The organism is Streptomyces sp. YS415 (assembly GCF_023544665.1).
Classification (GTDB): Bacteria; Actinomycetota; Actinomycetes; order Streptomycetales; family Streptomycetaceae; genus Streptomyces.
Genome location: NZ_JAMJFL010000027.1, coordinates 76,878 through 92,318, shown reverse-complemented (window position 1 = coordinate 92,318; position 15,441 = coordinate 76,878). Strand labels below are relative to the sequence as shown.

Sequence of the window (15,441 nt, the reverse complement as noted above, 5' to 3'; positions counted from 1 at the left end):
TGCACCGGGCTTCAGCCCGGTGGTGAAGCGAATCTGAGAGCTGCTCTGACCTTAGCTGTGTGCATGGATCTGCACTGTTCACCTCAGCGCAGGTCAGAGCGGCCGGTTCTGCTGCTCGATGTACTGCTTCACGATGCTGAGCGGTGCGCCGCCGACGGAACCGGCGAAGTACGAGCCGGACCAGAGCCGTTGTGCCCGCCAGTAGTGGCGGACGAGGTCGGGGAACTCTTGGCGCAGCCGCCGGGAAGAGACGCCCTTGAGGGAGTTCACCAGCTTGGACACGGCGACCTTCGGCGGGAAGTTCACGAGCAGGTGGACGTGGTTGTTCTCGCCGTTGAACTCGACCAGCTCGGCCTCGAAGTCCTCGCACACGGCCCGCATGATCTCCTCGCACCGCGTCAGGTGCCGGTCGGCGAAGACCTTGTGCCGGTACTTCGTCACGAAAACCAAGTGGACATGCATACGGAAGACGCAGTGACGACCAGTACGAACGTTCTCGTCGATACCCATAAACCAACTGTTTAGCATGATCTGCGTGCAGCTTCGGTACAGCTTCCGCTTGTACCCGAGCGCCGGTCAGCGCACGGCGTTGGCGAGGGCGTTCGGGTGTGCGCGGGTGGTCTACAACGACGCGCTCCGTGCTCGGGAGACCGCCCGCAGCGAAGGCATGCCGTTCCCGAAGACCGGGGACCTGTCGAAGCATCTGATCACCGAGGCGAAGAACACCCCGGAACGCGCCTGGCTCGGCGAGGTCTCAGCGGTCGTCCTCCAGCAGTCCCTCCGCGACCTGGACACCGCGTACAAGAACTTCTTCGACGGCCTGAAGGGCAAGCGCCCGCGCATGGGCGCGCCCCGGTATAAGTCGCGGAAGGACACCCGGCAGTCGGTCCGGTTCACGGCGAACGCCCGCTGGTCGATCACGACCGGCGGGAAGCTGCGCCTGCCGAAGATCGGCGACCTCAAGGTCAAGTGGTCCCGCTCCCTGCCGTCGACGACGTCCACGGTGACGGTGGTCAAGGACAGTGCGGGCCGGTACTTCGCGAGCTTCGTCGTGGAGACCGGTCCGGAGGAAGTCCTTCCCGAGGTCGCGCCCGAGGTGGGCATCGACCTTGGGCTCGGGCACTTCGCGGTCCTCTCGGACGGCACGAAGGTCGACTCCCCGCGCTTCCTGCGCCGGGCCGAGAAGCGCCTCAAGAAGACACAACGCGCCCTCTCCCGCAAGGAGAAGGGCAGCAAGAACAGGGACAAGGCCAGGATTCGCGTCGCACGGGCACACGCCCGTGTCGCGGACGCACGCCGCGAGTTCCACCACCAGCTCTCCACCCAGCTGATCCGCGAGAACCAAGCGGTCGCCGTGGAGGACCTGGCGGTGAAAGGACTCGCGCGTACACGCCTGGCCAAGTCCGTCCACGACGCCGGATGGTCGGCGTTCGTGAGCATGCTGGAGTACAAGGCCGCCCGGTACGGGCGCACCTTCGTCCGCATCGGCCGCTTCGAGCCCACGTCTCAGGTGTGCTCGCAGTGCGGTGTCAAGGACGGCCCGAAGCCGCTGAGCGTCCGCGTGTGGACGTGCCAGGCGTGCGGGGCGGTCCTGGACCGGGACATCAACGCGGCGGTCAACGTCGCCAAGGCCGCCGGACTGGCGGTGTCAGCCTGTGGAGCGCAGGTAAGACCGGGACTCGTCCCGGCACCGCGCAGCGAAACAGGAACCCACCCGAAGCCTCAGCCGGTGACCACCGACAGGCAGGCGGGAATCTCCGTCCTTTAGGGCGGAGAGGATGTCAAATGAGCGACGGAATGATGTGGCGTACTGGCGCTGGTCGAGCCGGTGATCGCCGCGTGGAAGACACGCGCACCCATCGGTCAGCGGCCACCAGGGCCGGTACGTGATGCGGGAGTTCGTCAACGCGCTCCGCCAGGGCCGCTCCGGCGGCCAGTGGGACCTGCCTCCGCACGACCTGCCGCCGCGCGGTGCGGTGATGTCCGACCTGGAGCGCTGGCAGGTGAGGGAGAAGGCGTTGCGGAAGGTGGACCCGAGCCTGGTGGTGCTCGACCCCCAGCACGCGGCGGCCGGGGCGCTTGCAGAGCCGATGGGCCCGTGACGCGGCGAAAACGTACCGGGCCCCAAGCGCAGCCTGGCGGTTGACGTGTTGGGCCTGGTGATCGCGGTCGTGGTGCTCGCCGTCCCGAAAGTGCGCAAGGGCATCAACTCGCGTACCGCCCTGTGAGAGGGGCACCGCCGGGAGGCGCGTGGGCCCGGCCGGCCCGCGCCGGGCTGTGGACCTGTTCATCCAGCCCGTACTGTGGGGCCGCCAGTCAAGGGAAGCGGTCTCGACGCAGGCAGGGGTAACTCGTGGGAATTGCAGGCAAGTTCATCATGCCAACCGCCGCCGTAGCAGCGCTGCTTACAATCTCGGGGTGTTCGGAGGATGAGCCAGCCGCCCAGGCTTCCCCGTCTGAACTCGCTCAATACACGGCCGCTCCCGACCCGGCCACTCCGACGCAGAGCCCGACGGCAACCGCGCCCGCGGAGTGCGTGAAGACCGCTGGCATGAGCGTCGAGCAGCTGACCGGCTATCTGAAGAAGCTGCGCAGCAGCAGCGGCGCATACCAGTCCAGAGGCTTGAGCCTGGACTCCTCCGGCCTGAACTTCACCCCGGAAGCGAGCCAGAGACCGTGCGAAGCAGTCAAGGTAAAGCTCGCCCACTACGCGGTCGATGTCGAGGAAACCAGAGAGGCGAGTGCCGTCAGTCCAGCCCGCTACGAGTACGAGTACACGCTGATCAGCGTCACCTCCCACAAGACCGGCCCGCAGGACGGCAGAGTCCCCGATACCGCGCCGCCTGAGAGCACCGTCTGCCGGGGCACGGTATCGGTGGTCTACCTCGGCAAAGACATTCCGCTGGAATCCCTGCCGTACAACTTGAAGCTGATCGATGCGACAGCCCCCCTCCCGGTCGAGGTGGACGGAGATGGGGTGCTGTCCGCGATCTACGTCTCGCCCGTCGGTGTGGAGTCCTGCTGACCGTCGGTCTGGGCGGGGATTACCGGTGAGTTCGCCGGTGGAGCAGCCTTGCCGCTTGTCGTGTGAGCCGGATGGTCCGGCAGTTGCGGGGCCGACCGCGCGGGCGATGACGGTTGCGTCCATGGAGATGGTGTACGGGTTCGACCTGATCCGGGGGTTTACTCCGGCATCGGGATGGTGCCCGCATAGATGAGCGGTCCCCGGCCCATGTGGTGTCAGTCCTCCCCGCTATCAAGCGAGAACGCGTAAGTACGGACCGGGTCGAGGTGCAGTTCGTAGGGCCCGAAGCAGTCCGCGGCAAGTGTGGCGACCCGGGCTCCGCAGACGCAGGCCCGGTTGGGGCCCTCGGTTCCGTTCGGTCCGCAGCGCGGGCGCGTCATCGGGGTGGATCACGATCGTGTTGTGGACCCCGGCCGAGGCGACGAATCCCTCCTCGGTGGCCATGAGGTCCCGCGGGGTTGCGACGGCACGGGGTTTTCTTGGTCTTCCTGCACGGCGAAGGGTGCTCCCCAGGGCTCTGCTTCCTGCTGGCCTTGTCTGCAGTTCCCACGATTCCGGGGCTCGAAGACGCCCGGCCCAAGGGAGCACGGCAGGCCCCACCGACCGTTCCACAGGGCTACTACGCGAGCATCTGGTCATGCACCTCACTTGTGTCCGGCGGTTTGGGTGACGACATGAACTTCCGGTTGGGCGTGTGGTGAGAGGAGGGTGGACCGCCGGTGGAGGGGGAACGACTCCTTCGGTCGATGAAGGAGTGGGGATGACCGATACGGACAGGGCGGGTCGGGGCAGGTGGCCGTTCCGCCGGCGCGGACGGGGCGCGCCCTCGGGGACACAGAGCCCGGCCGCAGGGAGTGAGCCCTCCGTGGCCCCGGTGCCCGGGCCGTCACCGGCATCGGACGGGGCGGCGGCCGACGAGGGTGAGCTGGAGGGCCTGGGCTCGTACCGGATCACTCATCACGAGGGTGAGGACGGCATCCCCGTGATGAAGATGAAGCTGTCCCTGACGCCGTCCGGGATGACGCGCCTCAAGCTGGGGCATCTTGCGACCGAACACGGCCCGCACCATCCGGAGGTCGTACGGCTGTCGTTCGAGCTGGCCGGGCAACTCCGCCAGGAAGGTGAGTTCGACGAGGCTGAGGAGGTCTTGCGCTGGGTCGTGGCGGAGCGCGGGGCGGACCTGGGGCCCGCCCACCCGGATACCCTCGCGGCGCAGACCGCTCTTGCTTCCCTGTTACGTGATCGTGGACGGCCGCAGGACGCGGAGCGGCTGCGCCGTTCTGTTTTCGTCCAGCGCGAGGCGGCATTGGGTCCGGACCACCCGGACACGCTCACTGCCCTCGCGGATCTGGCCCTCGTCGTGCTTGCCCTGGGGCGGCACGAGGAGGCGGAGCGACTGGCGCGTACTGCGCTCGAACGCCGGAGGCGGGTGCTGGGGCCCGAGCATGAGGACACGCTCGGCAGCAGGAACACCCTGGCCGGGGTGTTTCGAGCCCGGGGCGCGCTGGAGGAGGCCGGGGAGCTCTACCTCTCGGTGCTGCGCGACGCCGAGCGGCTGTTGGGCCGGAAGTCGGAGCTGACCCTGACGGCCCGGATCAACCACGCCGCCGTCCAGCACCACCTGGGGCATGTCGCCCAGGCCGCACGGTCGATGCGCGATGCGGTGCGGCAGTCGGTGACCATCAAGGGCGCCGGCCACCCGGACACGCTCTCCGCACAGGCCAGCCTGGGTGCCATGCTCCAGGCGCTCGGCGAGGTCGAGGAGGCCGCGGCGGAGCTGCGGGCGGCCGTCGTGGGCATGGAGCGGTTGCACGGCCCCGACCATCCGGACGTCCTGGAGTACCGCACCAGCCTGGCCGCCACCTTCTTCAACGCGGGCCGGCACGCCCAGGCCGAGGAGGAGTGCCGCCTCGCCGTCGCCGGCTATGAACGGCTCTACGGCACGGCCGACCCCCGCACGGCGCAGGCGCGGGAGAACCTGCGCATGGTCCGCGCCGCTCGCGGCTGAGACACGAGGCCGGCGCGGGCGGGCGTCCCTCAGGGACCGATGTGGATGTGCGCTCCCCACAGCGACGGGAGCAGCGGATACTCCGTGTGCGCCTGTTGGACGGCCGCGTGCAGCGCGTGTGCGGCGCCGTGCGGGAGCCGGCCGTAGAAGGACTGGGCGATGCGCGGGGCGATCTCGTCCGTCACGGGCCACAGCGTGCCCACGACATGGCGGTAGCCGGCGAGTTGGAAGGCGCTGGTGATGTGGATCGCCTCGTCCGCGAGCTCGGGGCGGGTTCCGGAGGTGGAGCAGCTGGAGAGGTACGCCAGGCCGGCTCCCGGCGGCCGCAGGGCGGAGATGTCGGCGACGCTCAGCGCCCTTTCGATGTGGTCGTGGGTGAGGATGCGCGAGGCGGAGGGGTCGTGCGGGTCGGTGACGGCGTGGCAGACGAGATGGACGTACGGGCTTGAGCGCAGGGCCTCCCGGACCCGGTCGCGGGTGGCCGCGGCGCCGGTCAGCAGCTGTGCCGGGGTGGTTCCGGGCAGCAGCGTCCGCACCGCTTCCGCTTCGTGCGAGGCGTTCGGCAGGGGCGCTGCCCCCGGCGTGTCGCGGATGGCCACGACCAGCGGCGGCCGTCCGTCTGACGGGGCGCCTTCCGGACGTCGGCGCGCGTGGTGCAGTGCGCCGATCGTCGGGGTATAGGAGGACACGGCGAGGTCGAGTGCGCAGCGCGGCCGGTCCCGATCGGCCCGGGCGCCGTGGTAGCCGGCGGCGTGCAGCGGCAGGAAGGCGAGCGTGCCCTGCGGGCACCACCACACCCGCCGGGGCGACTGCCCGGGGGCGTGCGGTCGGGTGTGGCCAAGACGCTCGAGCACGGGTCCGGTGATGGTGTCCCACAGCCATTCCAGTACGCCGAAGAGGGTCTCCTGCGCGGACCAGATGTCCTCCAGGGAGGCTCCGGGCCGCAAGGCGGCGCGGGTGGCGTGGAGGAAGACGGCTACCTGCTCGGCCACGGTGGCGGAGCTGACCTTCAGCGGCAGGACGTCGATCGTGCCGTCGGCCACGATGAGGGCGTCGCAGCGGATGCTGATGTTGAGGAGTACGACGGGTCCGTCGCCCGCCTGGTGGAGGATCTCCTCGGCCGGGGGCGGGCGCAGGAAGCCGTCGAAGTCCGGCAGTGCCCGGATCCGGCCCAGCAGGCGCTGCCACGCGGCGGCGTGGGCGCGACGCCGTTCGGCGGCCTGTTCGGCGGTGGCCGTCGGTAGGGAGGGGCCGGCCGGCTCGCCGGTTTCCTCCTCGCGCAGCCGCAGGAACTCGTCGGCCAGGGCGGGTGCCTGTCGGCGCAGCCGGTCGAGGTCGAGGTCGCGGGTGCGCAGCAGCCGGCCCAGGAGTACGCCTCTGCCGTGTTCGAGGACTTCCAGGGCTTCCCGGGGCCGTCCGGCCTGGAGGGCGTAGGCGGCGGCCTCGGCCGCGATGCCCGGCAGGCGGGCCAGAGCGTACTGCTGGTCGCTGCGGGTGAGGCTGCGCGTCGCCAGTTCGGGCAGCAGCGACGTGGCCGTGCGCAGGGCGCGCCACGCCGTCTCCCAGTCCTCCAGTACGCCGGACACCTGGCCCCAGGTGACGTGGGCGGCGAGCCGTTCGCGCACCGGGGCTGAGGTGACCGTGGTGATGTCGCGGGCGACGGTGAGGGCCTCGGTGAGCAGGTCACGGTCGCCGGTCCGCAGGTGCAGGCTGTACAGGCCCTCGGCGAGGGCCGTGCCGGGCTTGCTCCGGTCGGGGTCGTCGCGGGGGCGCTCTCGTACGACGGTCCGCAGGAGGGCGACGGCCTCCTCGAGGTCGGTGAGGTCGTGGCTGATCTCGTAGCGGCTGCGCAGGGACTGGGCGAGGTTGTACCCGGTCACCTCCCGCTGGGTGGGCAGCAGGGTCATGGCGTGGCGTTGCAGGCCGATCGCCTCGTCCAGGTCGGCCGGTGTGCCGCCGGCGTGGTCGAAGCGGGCGAGGAGGGCGCGGGCGAGGTTGCTCATCGCGGCCGCCCGCAGCTTGGGGTCGGCGGCGGCGAGGGCCTGCCGGAAGGCGCCGAGCGCCGGGTCCAGCGCCTCCGCACGGGCGGTGTGGAAGAACCGGGCGAGGTGGGTGTCGCCGAGCAGCACCAGGACGGCCGGACGGTTCGCGTCCCCCTCGGGCAGTACCAGCAGGGCCTGGCGGCACAGTTCGGCGCACTGGTCGAGATCCGTGATGTCGCCGTGGACGCCGAAGCGCTGGTTCAGGCCCGCGGCGAGGCTCACCTGGTGCAGGGCCCGGCGTGCCGCGTCCAGGCCGGCCCCGCCGGCCAGTGCGTCGCGGTGCACGGCGATCGCCTCGTCGAGGTCGGCGAGGTCTCCGCGCGCCGAGTGCCGGGTCCGCAGGGCGGTGGAGAGTTTGGTGCGCATGCCGCAGGCGTTGTGGTGCCCGATACCGGGCGTGTCCGCGGCCGCTCGGAGCAGGGCGACGGCCTGGTCCAGGCAGGCGGCCTCCCCGGTCAGGTCGTACCGGGTGCCGTACGCCGATCCGAGTATGCCGCTCAGCACGGCGCGTTCGGCGCTGTCGGCGGGCAGGCCGGCAACGGCGCGCCGGAGTACGGTGATCGCCTGGTCGGCGAAGTGAGGCCGGCCGGTCCTGACGGCCCGGTCCAGCAGCGCGTCGGCGGCCTGCAGGGCCGCTTCGCCATGGTCGGTGGTGCCGGGGTCGGTGTGCGCGACGGCGCGCAGGCGCAGGGCGATCACCGTGTCGAGGTCCTCCAGCCGGCCGGTGGTGTCGTAGCGGTCCTGTACTGCCTGTGCGAGGGCGTCGAGAAGGGCCTGCCGCTGCTGCGGGCGGTCCTCGGGCAGCAGGGCGAGGGCCCGGGAGTGGGCGTCGATGCACTCGTCGCGATGGCCGGGGTCCCCGGTCGCCTGGTGCAGCGCGCCGAGCGCGGAGCCGAAGTTGACCAGCCGGATCGCGAGGTCCTCCGGTTCGGCCTCGGGCGTGAGCCGTACGGCCTGGCGGTACAGCGCCACGCACTCCTCCAAGTCCCCCCGGTCGCCGGCCAGAAGGTTGCGGTCGAAGAGCGTCTCGGCGAGGCCGGCCAGCTGGCCGGCGGCCTCCAGCCGGGCCCCCGGTCCGCCGGACAGTGCCCGCCGCTGCCACTGCACGGACTCGTCGAGGTGAGCGGGGTCACCGGTCGCTCCGTACAGCCGGCGCAGGGCGCGACCGAGCCCGTAGGCGTAGGCGGGCCGGTAGGGGTGGTCGGCGGGAGCCTCGGTGAGGGCCTGGCGGTAAAAGGCGACGGCGTCCTGCAGCGGGCCGTATGCGCCGCTCTCCTCGTAGGTCAGTTCCTCGGTGTAGGCGAGGTTGCGGAAATGGACGTGCCGGTCGGGGGTGTGCGGGCCGAGGGAAGCCACGGTCGTATGGAACACGAGCCGGGCCCGCTCCAGGGCGGCGGGGTCACGGGAGCGGATGTAGTCGTCGAGTTCCCGCAGTCCGCGCTCGTGCAGAGCCTGGACGCGGTCGTTGCGGCGGCGGTCCCCCATCGCTGACATGGGGCCACGGTAGGGCGCTTCGGCGCGGGACGGCGCCCCAACGGGTCAGACAGGGGGCGGCACTTCGGGGTGCTCGTAGGTGTCCGGCGGGGGCAGTCCCTGCCGCCAGGACGCGCACAAGGCCGAGGCCCGGGTGCGCTCCTCGGCGAGGCCGGCCGGCAGCGGAAGGTGCAGCGCCCGCAGCAGGTCGAAGCGGTGCAGGTCGAACGCGGTGTGTACGGCGTCTCCGTAGGCGACGGCCGCCTGGACGGCTCCGTGGTAGGCGAGGCCGGCGACGGCCAGCGGGATCAGGGCGAGGGCGAGCCACCACCCGCTGGAGCACAGCAGTACGGCGGCGGCGAGCGCGGTGGCTCCCCCGGTGACGGCGAGCCGCACGGCGCCGTCGAGGGAGTCGCGACAGTCGTCGACGAGGGCACGCGACCGGTCGCCGAGGACCAGGTAGAGCCGGGGCCAGGCCACCGCCGCGTCCCAGCCGTGGTCGCGGCCGGCGGTGTCGAAGGCGGCGGTCAGGACGTTGCCCAGGGCGGTGGGTCGGACGAGGTGGTCGGGCAGTGGGTACCGTCGGCGCAGTCGCGCGGCGGCCGCACCGGCCTGCTGCACGGCGGCCGCCGTCACCTCCGCCGGCGTCGCGCCGCCCGTGGCCGGGGGCAGGACCGTACGGCGTTCGAGCCGGGCCTTGCGGCGGCGCTGCCGGGCACGGCACAGCCCCGCGCCGAGGGCGTCGGGCCAGCCGCCCTGGAGCAGCCGCACCATGGCCAGTTGCAGGGGCTGGAAGACGACGGCGACGACGGTGATGCCGGCGGCGATGAGCACGATCTCGCCGACGCCGAGTCCGGCAGCGGTGCGCCAGGCGCGGCGCATGGAGAGGGCGCCGCCGGGGGCGCCCGCCCAGACCAGCCACAGGATGCTCAACGCCCCCGCGTAGGTGGGGAGATAGGAGACGAGGAAGAACCGTCCGGAGTTGCCTGAGGCGAGGCCCGCGGGTGCCGTGGCGACGGTGGCGAGGCCGGCCTGGCTCATCGACGGCTCACCGCAGCTCCATCGGCCCGTGGCCGTCCGTCTCGCACGTCGGCCGGTACCGCTCGTCGTAAAAGGCGGTCCAGGCCGTCCGCTCGCAGGACGGGCAGCGGAAGGTCAGCAGCGTGTACTGGGTGGATTCGACCGGCTGACGGCCACGGTCTTCCTCGCCCGCGCCCCGCACAACCCCGAGCGCGCGCACGGTCCTCAGGTGGGCCAGGGTGGTGACCCCGACGACCGTGCCGGCCACGACGAGGACCACACGGTCCGATGCCGGCTGGGTCGCAAACAGCAGGTCCAGCGCGCCGGCAGTGTCGTCCAAAGTGGCGCCGTCCGGCACCTCGAGCCGGACCGCGCCGTCCGGCGCGGCGCCCGGTCCCACCAGCATCGCGTACTTCATTCAACTCCCTTCAACGGCTTCCGCTCGGCTCCTCGGCCGACTGCCAGTCTGCCCGTTCGGTGCGGTGGTTCGGACGGTTTCCTGGAGAGGCGGAGGCGGTGGGCCGTCGGCTTCGATATGCCGAAGCACGGCGGCAGAGCCCGCCAGGCGCAGCCGCTGACCAGCACGTAGAGGATCGCCGCGAACAGCATCTCATCAGGCGTGTCCTACGTTCCGCCGCCCTGCGGCCGTACCGTCGACGGTGGAATCGGCGGCCTCGCGATCTCCCACAAGCCGGTCCGGAACAATCCAACTCACGTACCCCGCCCCATACATGGCTCAAGCAGCCCTCACCACGTAGGACACCGTCCACATGCGGCGGATCGCAGCCCTCGCCGTCTTCTTCGACCACCGCGACCCGAACATGGTCGCCGGCTCAGCCCGCACCGCCTCGACGGCCGACACGCTGCGCGTACGTCACAGGTAGTGGCGGTCGAAGACGCCGGCTACCAACTCGCGCCGACTGTGCAGGCCGGTCTTGTCGAACACCGACTTGAGGTGGTCCTGGACCGTGTGCGGGGACAGCCCGGCGCGGCGTGCGATGTCCGCGGTGGAGTGCCCGCGCAGGACCAGCCCGGTGACGTCCCTCTCGCGCGGTGTCAGCCCGTAGGCCGCGGCAATCAGCTCGAAGTGCTCGCCTGAGCCCGCCTTGTCGACGACAACGGCGGTGCGGGCCCCCGTCGTGTCGGAGCGGCCGAGACACCAGGCGTGCAACCGCACGCGGCCGTGCGCACGGCTGTGCATCCAGGAGGTGTGAGTCCCCGGCGCGTCCGGCGCCTGGACCGCGGCCGCCACGGCGTAGACGGCAGGAGGTAACCGATCATCCCCGGACGGGCTCGCGGCGTCGGCCGGTTCGTCGGCCAGGTCGTCGAACCACATGTCCACGGTCGGGGTGCGGTGCACCACCCGGTACTCCCCGTCCAGCAGCACCAGACCCGGTGCCGCCGCTGACGCGCAGGCCTCGGCGAGCCGGGTCAGGTGCAACCGGCGCAGTACGGAGCCGAGCGGCTGAGCCAGCGAGGCCGCCACGGCCAGGTCGGACGGAGTGAAGGCGGGCGCGTCCTGCGCGCGCCCCATGATCAGCGCGCCCCATGCTCCGTGCCGGTCACGCAGCAGCACCCGCAGTTCGTCCCGGAACCCCAGCGGCCGCATGATGTCCCGGTAGCGCGGGCTGCGTTCGAGGCAGCCGCCCGTCTCGCGGCTCAGCAGGCCCACGGGCGTCGCCCTGGTCGCCAGCTGGGACAGGTCGTTGGCGTCGCCCTCCCGGTACTCGATGTCGAGCATGCGCGGCATCATGGACGGCGGCAGTGCGTCGCGGTAGTCGCCGCCGGTGTTCATCAGGGTCTGCGGGTCCACGGTCACACCGGCGCAGATGTCGAACCGCAGCGCCGGACGCGTGGCCCGTTTGACCTTCTCGAAGAACTCCTCCACGGTCCGCGCGGACCGTGCCACCCGTAACGCGGCGTCCGTGACACGACCCGCGCGTAAATCTCCCCCGTTGCGCTTCATGGCCCCAGGCTAGCGCCCGATATCGTCACCGGGCGCTGTTCGCGCAGGTGGGAGCCATGGCTCCGGTTGCTGCGCCCGGGGGAGCCGGGAGCGGCGGCGGACCCGGGCGGGCCGGTGGACCAGGTGACCCGCCCAGGCCTGCCGTCAGCGGTTGTTGTGCAGGGTGAGGTTGAGCTTCGCCCAGTCCTTGCCGCCGTTCTCACCGCTGCGCAGGGTGATCTCACTGAGCGTGGAGATCTGGCCGGCCGGGACGTAGCGGTTGAAGTCCAACTCCGCGTCGAGGTCGGTGTTGGTGTCGTTCGTGCCCTCGTACAGCCGCAGCGTCACATAGATCATGACGCCGCCGGAGGCGTCCGTCTGGGCGGACACGTGCTTCTCCAGCCGGATCTCGCCGCCGCACGTGGTCTCCCACCACAGCGACGGCGACCTGACCTCGTTCACCCAGCCTTCGGAGGCGACGCTGCCGTTGCAGTACGTACCGGCGGAGAAGATGCCCTCGTCGTCGCGGATGGTGAACGTCCCCGTCAGGGCGACGTTCCGCCACATCGAGGCCGTCGCGGCGCCCGCCTCCGCCACGGGTGGGGCTGCGGAGGCCGACGGGGCCGCTCCCAGCGTCGCCGCCAGCCCGGCGGCGCCCGCGGTCAGCAGGCCTACGGTTCTCATGCGTATGGACATCTTCTCTCTCCCTCGTTGTCGTTTCCGCGGTGCTTCGTCGCGGGCGCCGGCCGGCTGCCGTCGCCCGCGAGACAAAGACTGCTGCCGCGGAGCGGCACATCCCATCCCAGAAACCTGGGGGGAGGGGCGGCGACGACCCGCGCCACCGTCTCACCACAGCCGGCGCAGCCGACGACTACCTGGCCTCTATCGCGCTGGCCGCCCCAGGCGCCGCGACCACGCGGTCCGGCCCCTGGGACTGGCGGGCCCTGCCTCCAAGGAGACCCCGGCGAGGTCCACCGACGCATCGAGCTCCCGGGCGCAGCTGCCCTTGCCGATCCAGACGCACGATCGGCCAGCGATTCATCGACGACGCCGTCGCATTGCTTTACACCACATCACGGGGCTCGCCGCGCGCGGTCAGCAACCCTCTGCCTGCAGTTACTCCTCGCCATGTTCGAGGCCGGCATGGTCGTCGACGGGGGAGGCCGCCCAGCCTGCCGTCACCGAAGTCATCGGCTGAGCCTGCCGCCCTTCCTTCCAGGCCCGTTGTCCGTGACGCCGGGTACGTTGCATCGGGTAGCACACCATTGGAGGGGACATGCCGTCTGCAGAAGCCGTTCCCGCCGCACTCATGGCTGTGATGCCGCCGCATGACGGTGCCGATGAGCAGGTGGACTGGGAGGCGATGCGCAGAGCTTGGGGGGTCGGCTTCCCGTACGACTACATCGCTTTCATGGGCCTGTACGGGGCCGGAGGCATCGACGACGTACTGGACGTGCTCACACCGGAAGCGAGCCCAAAGCCACTGGACGGCCCTGGACTTGGGGGCATGGCGGCCGAAACGGCCAACCTGCGGCACATGTGGGAGTCCGCAGGAGGACCGGACGGGATCGACGCGGGCCCTGACGCTGTCGTCGCCTGGGGTGTCAGCTGAGGAGCTGACATCCTCGGCTGGCTCACCGTTGACGACAACCCCGACAGCTGGCCCGTGATCGTATGGGAGCGTCACGAATGGCCCCACTGGAAGACGTACGACTGTGGAATGGCGGAGTTCCTCCGGCGTCTGTTCACCAGGGGATTCGACGCGTGCCCCCTCAGCGATGCCTCCCTCTGGGGGGAGCCCTCTCCGAAATTCGTCCACTGGCGGGAGGAACAACGGCGCTGGGAGTCCGGCATCGACCCATACACAGGCGAACCCGATCCGTACTTCGGCATGAAGTTCGACTGACTGCGCTCGGCGTCTTGCCGGCAAGACGTCCCGTTGGGACCCCCAGCGGGGCGATCTTGTAGTCAATTATCGGCACAGTCGCTCAGCAAGACAGTGCGGCTGCTGGCGAGCCGCGGGAAGGGGCCCTCATCGGTTTGTTGGCTGCGAGGCAGGAGGAGCAAGCACTGTGCGACATTCCAGCCAGGCGTCAGCACTCAGTGAATCCTGGAGTCTGCTGAACAGGGCGAGCAGCTGTGGGCCCCACCTGCCGCGGAAGGCGGAATCGGTGATGGCGAGGTCGAGTTCGTTGGCTGCCGAGAGTTCGGTGAAGTCCCGGCGCGCCTGTGGCGCTGGCACGTGGGGGCGGCCGGTGAACCTGTCGTGGAAGGCGGCGTCGGCCTGGCTGAGGGCTGGGTAGGTTGCTGTGCGGTCGCATGAGGCGTACAGGTACACAATTGCCTCGGCCTCGGCGCCGATCACCGCTGCAAGGTTGTTGCGGCGGTCCAGTGGCAGCAGTGCTGTGGGGAAGCCGTCCGTGCCGTAGAACGCGTGACACAGACCGGCGAGTTGGAGGGCCGGGCGGGCCTTCCATGTCGCCAGCCGCGCCTGTACGCGCTGGAGGTGGGTGAGGAGAGTGCCGCCGGGGTGGGCGATGCTTTGAGCACCGAACTCGCGCAGCAGGGTGACAGCCCGGTCAGTGGTGGCAGAAAGAGCAGGCACGGCGCCTGTGTCCCTTCGGAATGGGGTTGGTCGGCACCCGCCACAGCCGCCTTCGCCGGTCCGGATCCGTACGAAGGCACCGGACGGGTTGCCGCCTGGGCCCTGCAACGATCCTCCGACACCGCAACACCCCAGTCAATCCTGGGGATTGCTCCACTGACCCCAGGTGTAGCTTGGATGCTGTGACTCTGGATGACCTGCGCGTGTTCGTAGCCGTGTGCCGGGCAGGAAGCCTCAGCGCCGTGGCTCGTGAGCTGTCCTGTACCCAGTCCGCGGTGAGCCAGCACGTCAGGCGCCTGGAGCGGGAAACGGGCATGAGCCTGTTGGAACGCCAGCCGCGCGGAGTTGTTCCCACAACGGCGGGGCGCATCCTGTGCGATGCCGCCGCCGACGGGATCGCCGGGCTCGATGGTGCGCTGCGCCGCCTGGGGGACCTCGCGAACGGCGAAGGCGGTTCCGTGCGGATCACGACCGGCGGCACGACCGTCAGGCACTTCATGGCCGAAGCGATCGTCTCCTTCCGCCGGCGCTACCCGAAGGTGAGCCTGGAGTTCCAGACCGAGACCTCCAGCCGCGGATGCTTCGACGCCCTCCTGGCCGGCAACCTCGACCTTGCCTGGATCACCGTCTCCGGCCCCGTGCGCGGCATCGAGCAGCGCCCCGTCGCCGAACTGCCCTGGGTGCTCGCCATGCGGTCCGACGATCCGCTCGCGGCCCGGGCACGCATCGACGCCCCCGACCTCACGGGCATCCGCCTCATCCGGCTGCCGCCGAACTCCACCTCCGGCGCCCACTTGGACACCGCCTTCGCCGAACTGGGCATCCGGACCGGCTCGGACACCAGCGTCGCCGACTGGGACACCGCCCTGCTCCTTGCCGAACTCGGCCTGGGCCACGCGGTCGTCCCCGCCCTACCGGCTCTGCCCCCGCCTGGTGACGGCAGCCTGCGTCTCATCCCCATTCCGGCGCTGCCGCCGCTGTCGGTCGGCTGGGCCGTACGCCGCTGGGACGCCCTCTCCCCGCTCGCCCGAAGCTTCGCCGACGCGGTCGCTGCAAGTTGCACGAAGACGCGCACCACGGCGTGAACATCAAGACCGAACTCGAACACGCCGAGCAGCACCGCACAGGACGGTCAGTCAGAGAACAATCGCCGCACCTTCCCGAGACGCGCACGCTGATCATCGATCCCCCGAGCTCTCCCAGAGCCTCTTCCAAGTCATCGAGGTCATCGGACGTCATGTTGATGGGGAAGCTGCCCTTGACTATCTCGGTCTCCACGACGAACTCGCAGTCCAAGAAGCCCCTGCCAGGTGGCGGCGGGAG

At 70.6% G+C, this 15,441-nt stretch carries 13 protein-coding genes and 1 pseudogene; 6 read left to right on the top strand and 8 right to left on the bottom strand.

Annotation, left to right across the window (positions count from 1 at the left end):
* Nucleotides 1-93: 93 nt before the first annotated feature.
* Nucleotides 94-510, bottom strand: coding sequence for an IS200/IS605 family transposase (gene tnpA / locus M8H82_RS28235; RefSeq protein WP_250077884.1), 417 nt, complete (start codon nucleotides 508-510; stop codon nucleotides 94-96).
* Between the two features lie 25 nt (nucleotides 511-535).
* Between tnpA and M8H82_RS28230 the strand changes: the two genes are divergently transcribed.
* From M8H82_RS28230 to M8H82_RS28215, 4 genes are all read left to right on the top strand, one after another.
* Nucleotides 536-1,768: a transposase gene (locus M8H82_RS28230; protein ID WP_250077883.1), complete on the top strand. Its 1,233-nt coding sequence runs from the start codon at nucleotides 536-538 to the stop codon at nucleotides 1,766-1,768.
* Nucleotides 1,769-1,889: 121 nt separating this feature from the next.
* Nucleotides 1,890-2,102, top strand: coding sequence for a hypothetical protein (locus M8H82_RS28225; RefSeq protein WP_250077882.1), 213 nt, complete (start codon nucleotides 1,890-1,892; stop codon nucleotides 2,100-2,102).
* A 449-nt stretch (nucleotides 2,103-2,551) separates the two neighbouring features.
* A complete protein-coding gene (locus tag M8H82_RS28220; protein ID WP_250077881.1) occupies nucleotides 2,552-3,025 on the top strand; it encodes a hypothetical protein in 474 nt (157 codons plus the stop codon).
* An 865-nt stretch (nucleotides 3,026-3,890) separates the two neighbouring features.
* Nucleotides 3,891-5,033, top strand: a complete 1,143-nt coding sequence (locus tag M8H82_RS28215) for a tetratricopeptide repeat protein (RefSeq protein WP_308293285.1) — start codon at nucleotides 3,891-3,893, stop codon at nucleotides 5,031-5,033.
* 29 nt (nucleotides 5,034-5,062) lie between these two features.
* Here M8H82_RS28215 and M8H82_RS28205 read toward each other — a convergent pair whose 3' ends face one another.
* The 6 genes and pseudogenes from M8H82_RS28205 to M8H82_RS28180 all read right to left on the bottom strand — a co-directional run bounded on the left by M8H82_RS28205 (nucleotide 5,063) and on the right by M8H82_RS28180 (nucleotide 12,197).
* Nucleotides 5,063-8,569 (bottom strand): CHAT domain-containing protein, encoded by a 3,507-nt coding sequence (locus tag M8H82_RS28205; protein ID WP_250077880.1) that lies wholly within the window; start codon nucleotides 8,567-8,569, stop codon nucleotides 5,063-5,065.
* 45 nt (nucleotides 8,570-8,614) lie between these two features.
* On the bottom strand, nucleotides 8,615-9,589 hold the full coding sequence (locus M8H82_RS28200; RefSeq protein ID WP_250077879.1) for a hypothetical protein: 975 nt from the start codon (nucleotides 9,587-9,589) through the stop codon (nucleotides 8,615-8,617).
* A 7-nt stretch (nucleotides 9,590-9,596) separates the two neighbouring features.
* A complete protein-coding gene (locus M8H82_RS28195; RefSeq protein WP_250077878.1) occupies nucleotides 9,597-9,986 on the bottom strand; it encodes a hypothetical protein in 390 nt (129 codons plus the stop codon).
* Nucleotides 9,987-10,081: 95 nt separating this feature from the next.
* Nucleotides 10,082-10,301: pseudogene (locus M8H82_RS28190) on the bottom strand (transposase); the annotation flags it as partial.
* A gap of 141 nt (nucleotides 10,302-10,442) precedes the next feature.
* Nucleotides 10,443-11,534: a helix-turn-helix transcriptional regulator gene (locus M8H82_RS28185; protein WP_250077877.1), complete on the bottom strand. Its 1,092-nt coding sequence runs from the start codon at nucleotides 11,532-11,534 to the stop codon at nucleotides 10,443-10,445.
* 144 nt (nucleotides 11,535-11,678) lie between these two features.
* A complete protein-coding gene (locus M8H82_RS28180; protein WP_250077876.1) occupies nucleotides 11,679-12,197 on the bottom strand; it encodes a hypothetical protein in 519 nt (172 codons plus the stop codon).
* 592 nt (nucleotides 12,198-12,789) lie between these two features.
* Here M8H82_RS28180 and M8H82_RS28175 point away from each other — a divergent pair.
* On the top strand, nucleotides 12,790-13,125 hold the full coding sequence (locus M8H82_RS28175) for a hypothetical protein (protein WP_250077875.1): 336 nt from the start codon (nucleotides 12,790-12,792) through the stop codon (nucleotides 13,123-13,125).
* Between the two features lie 420 nt (nucleotides 13,126-13,545).
* On the opposite strand, the gene M8H82_RS28170 is transcribed toward M8H82_RS28175, so the two are convergent.
* Entirely contained in the window at nucleotides 13,546-14,118 is a 573-nt protein-coding gene (locus M8H82_RS28170; protein WP_250077874.1) for a DUF6817 domain-containing protein, read from the bottom strand.
* Between the two features lie 182 nt (nucleotides 14,119-14,300).
* Here M8H82_RS28170 and M8H82_RS28165 point away from each other — a divergent pair, with 182 nt between their 5' ends.
* Entirely contained in the window at nucleotides 14,301-15,203 is a 903-nt protein-coding gene (locus tag M8H82_RS28165) for a LysR family transcriptional regulator (RefSeq protein WP_250077873.1), read from the top strand.
* The last annotated feature ends 238 nt before the right edge of the window (nucleotides 15,204-15,441 follow it).

Excerpts from the sequence above, each read along its gene's own strand:
- tnpA (WP_250077884.1), bottom strand. The coding sequence starts at position 510 with ATGGGTATCGACGAGAACGTTCGTACTGGTCGTCACTGCGTCTTCCGT.
- M8H82_RS28225 (WP_250077882.1), top strand. The coding sequence starts at position 1,890 with ATGCGGGAGTTCGTCAACGCGCTCCGCCAGGGCCGCTCCGGCGGCCAG.
- M8H82_RS28220 (WP_250077881.1), top strand. The coding sequence starts at position 2,552 with ATGAGCGTCGAGCAGCTGACCGGCTATCTGAAGAAGCTGCGCAGCAGC.
- M8H82_RS28205 (WP_250077880.1), bottom strand. The coding sequence starts at position 8,569 with ATGTCAGCGATGGGGGACCGCCGCCGCAACGACCGCGTCCAGGCTCTG.
- M8H82_RS28200 (WP_250077879.1), bottom strand. The coding sequence starts at position 9,589 with ATGAGCCAGGCCGGCCTCGCCACCGTCGCCACGGCACCCGCGGGCCTC.
- M8H82_RS28195 (WP_250077878.1), bottom strand. The coding sequence starts at position 9,986 with ATGAAGTACGCGATGCTGGTGGGACCGGGCGCCGCGCCGGACGGCGCG.
- M8H82_RS28185 (WP_250077877.1), bottom strand. The coding sequence starts at position 11,534 with ATGAAGCGCAACGGGGGAGATTTACGCGCGGGTCGTGTCACGGACGCC.
- M8H82_RS28180 (WP_250077876.1), bottom strand. The coding sequence starts at position 12,197 with ATGAGAACCGTAGGCCTGCTGACCGCGGGCGCCGCCGGGCTGGCGGCG.
- M8H82_RS28175 (WP_250077875.1), top strand. The coding sequence starts at position 12,790 with ATGCCGTCTGCAGAAGCCGTTCCCGCCGCACTCATGGCTGTGATGCCG.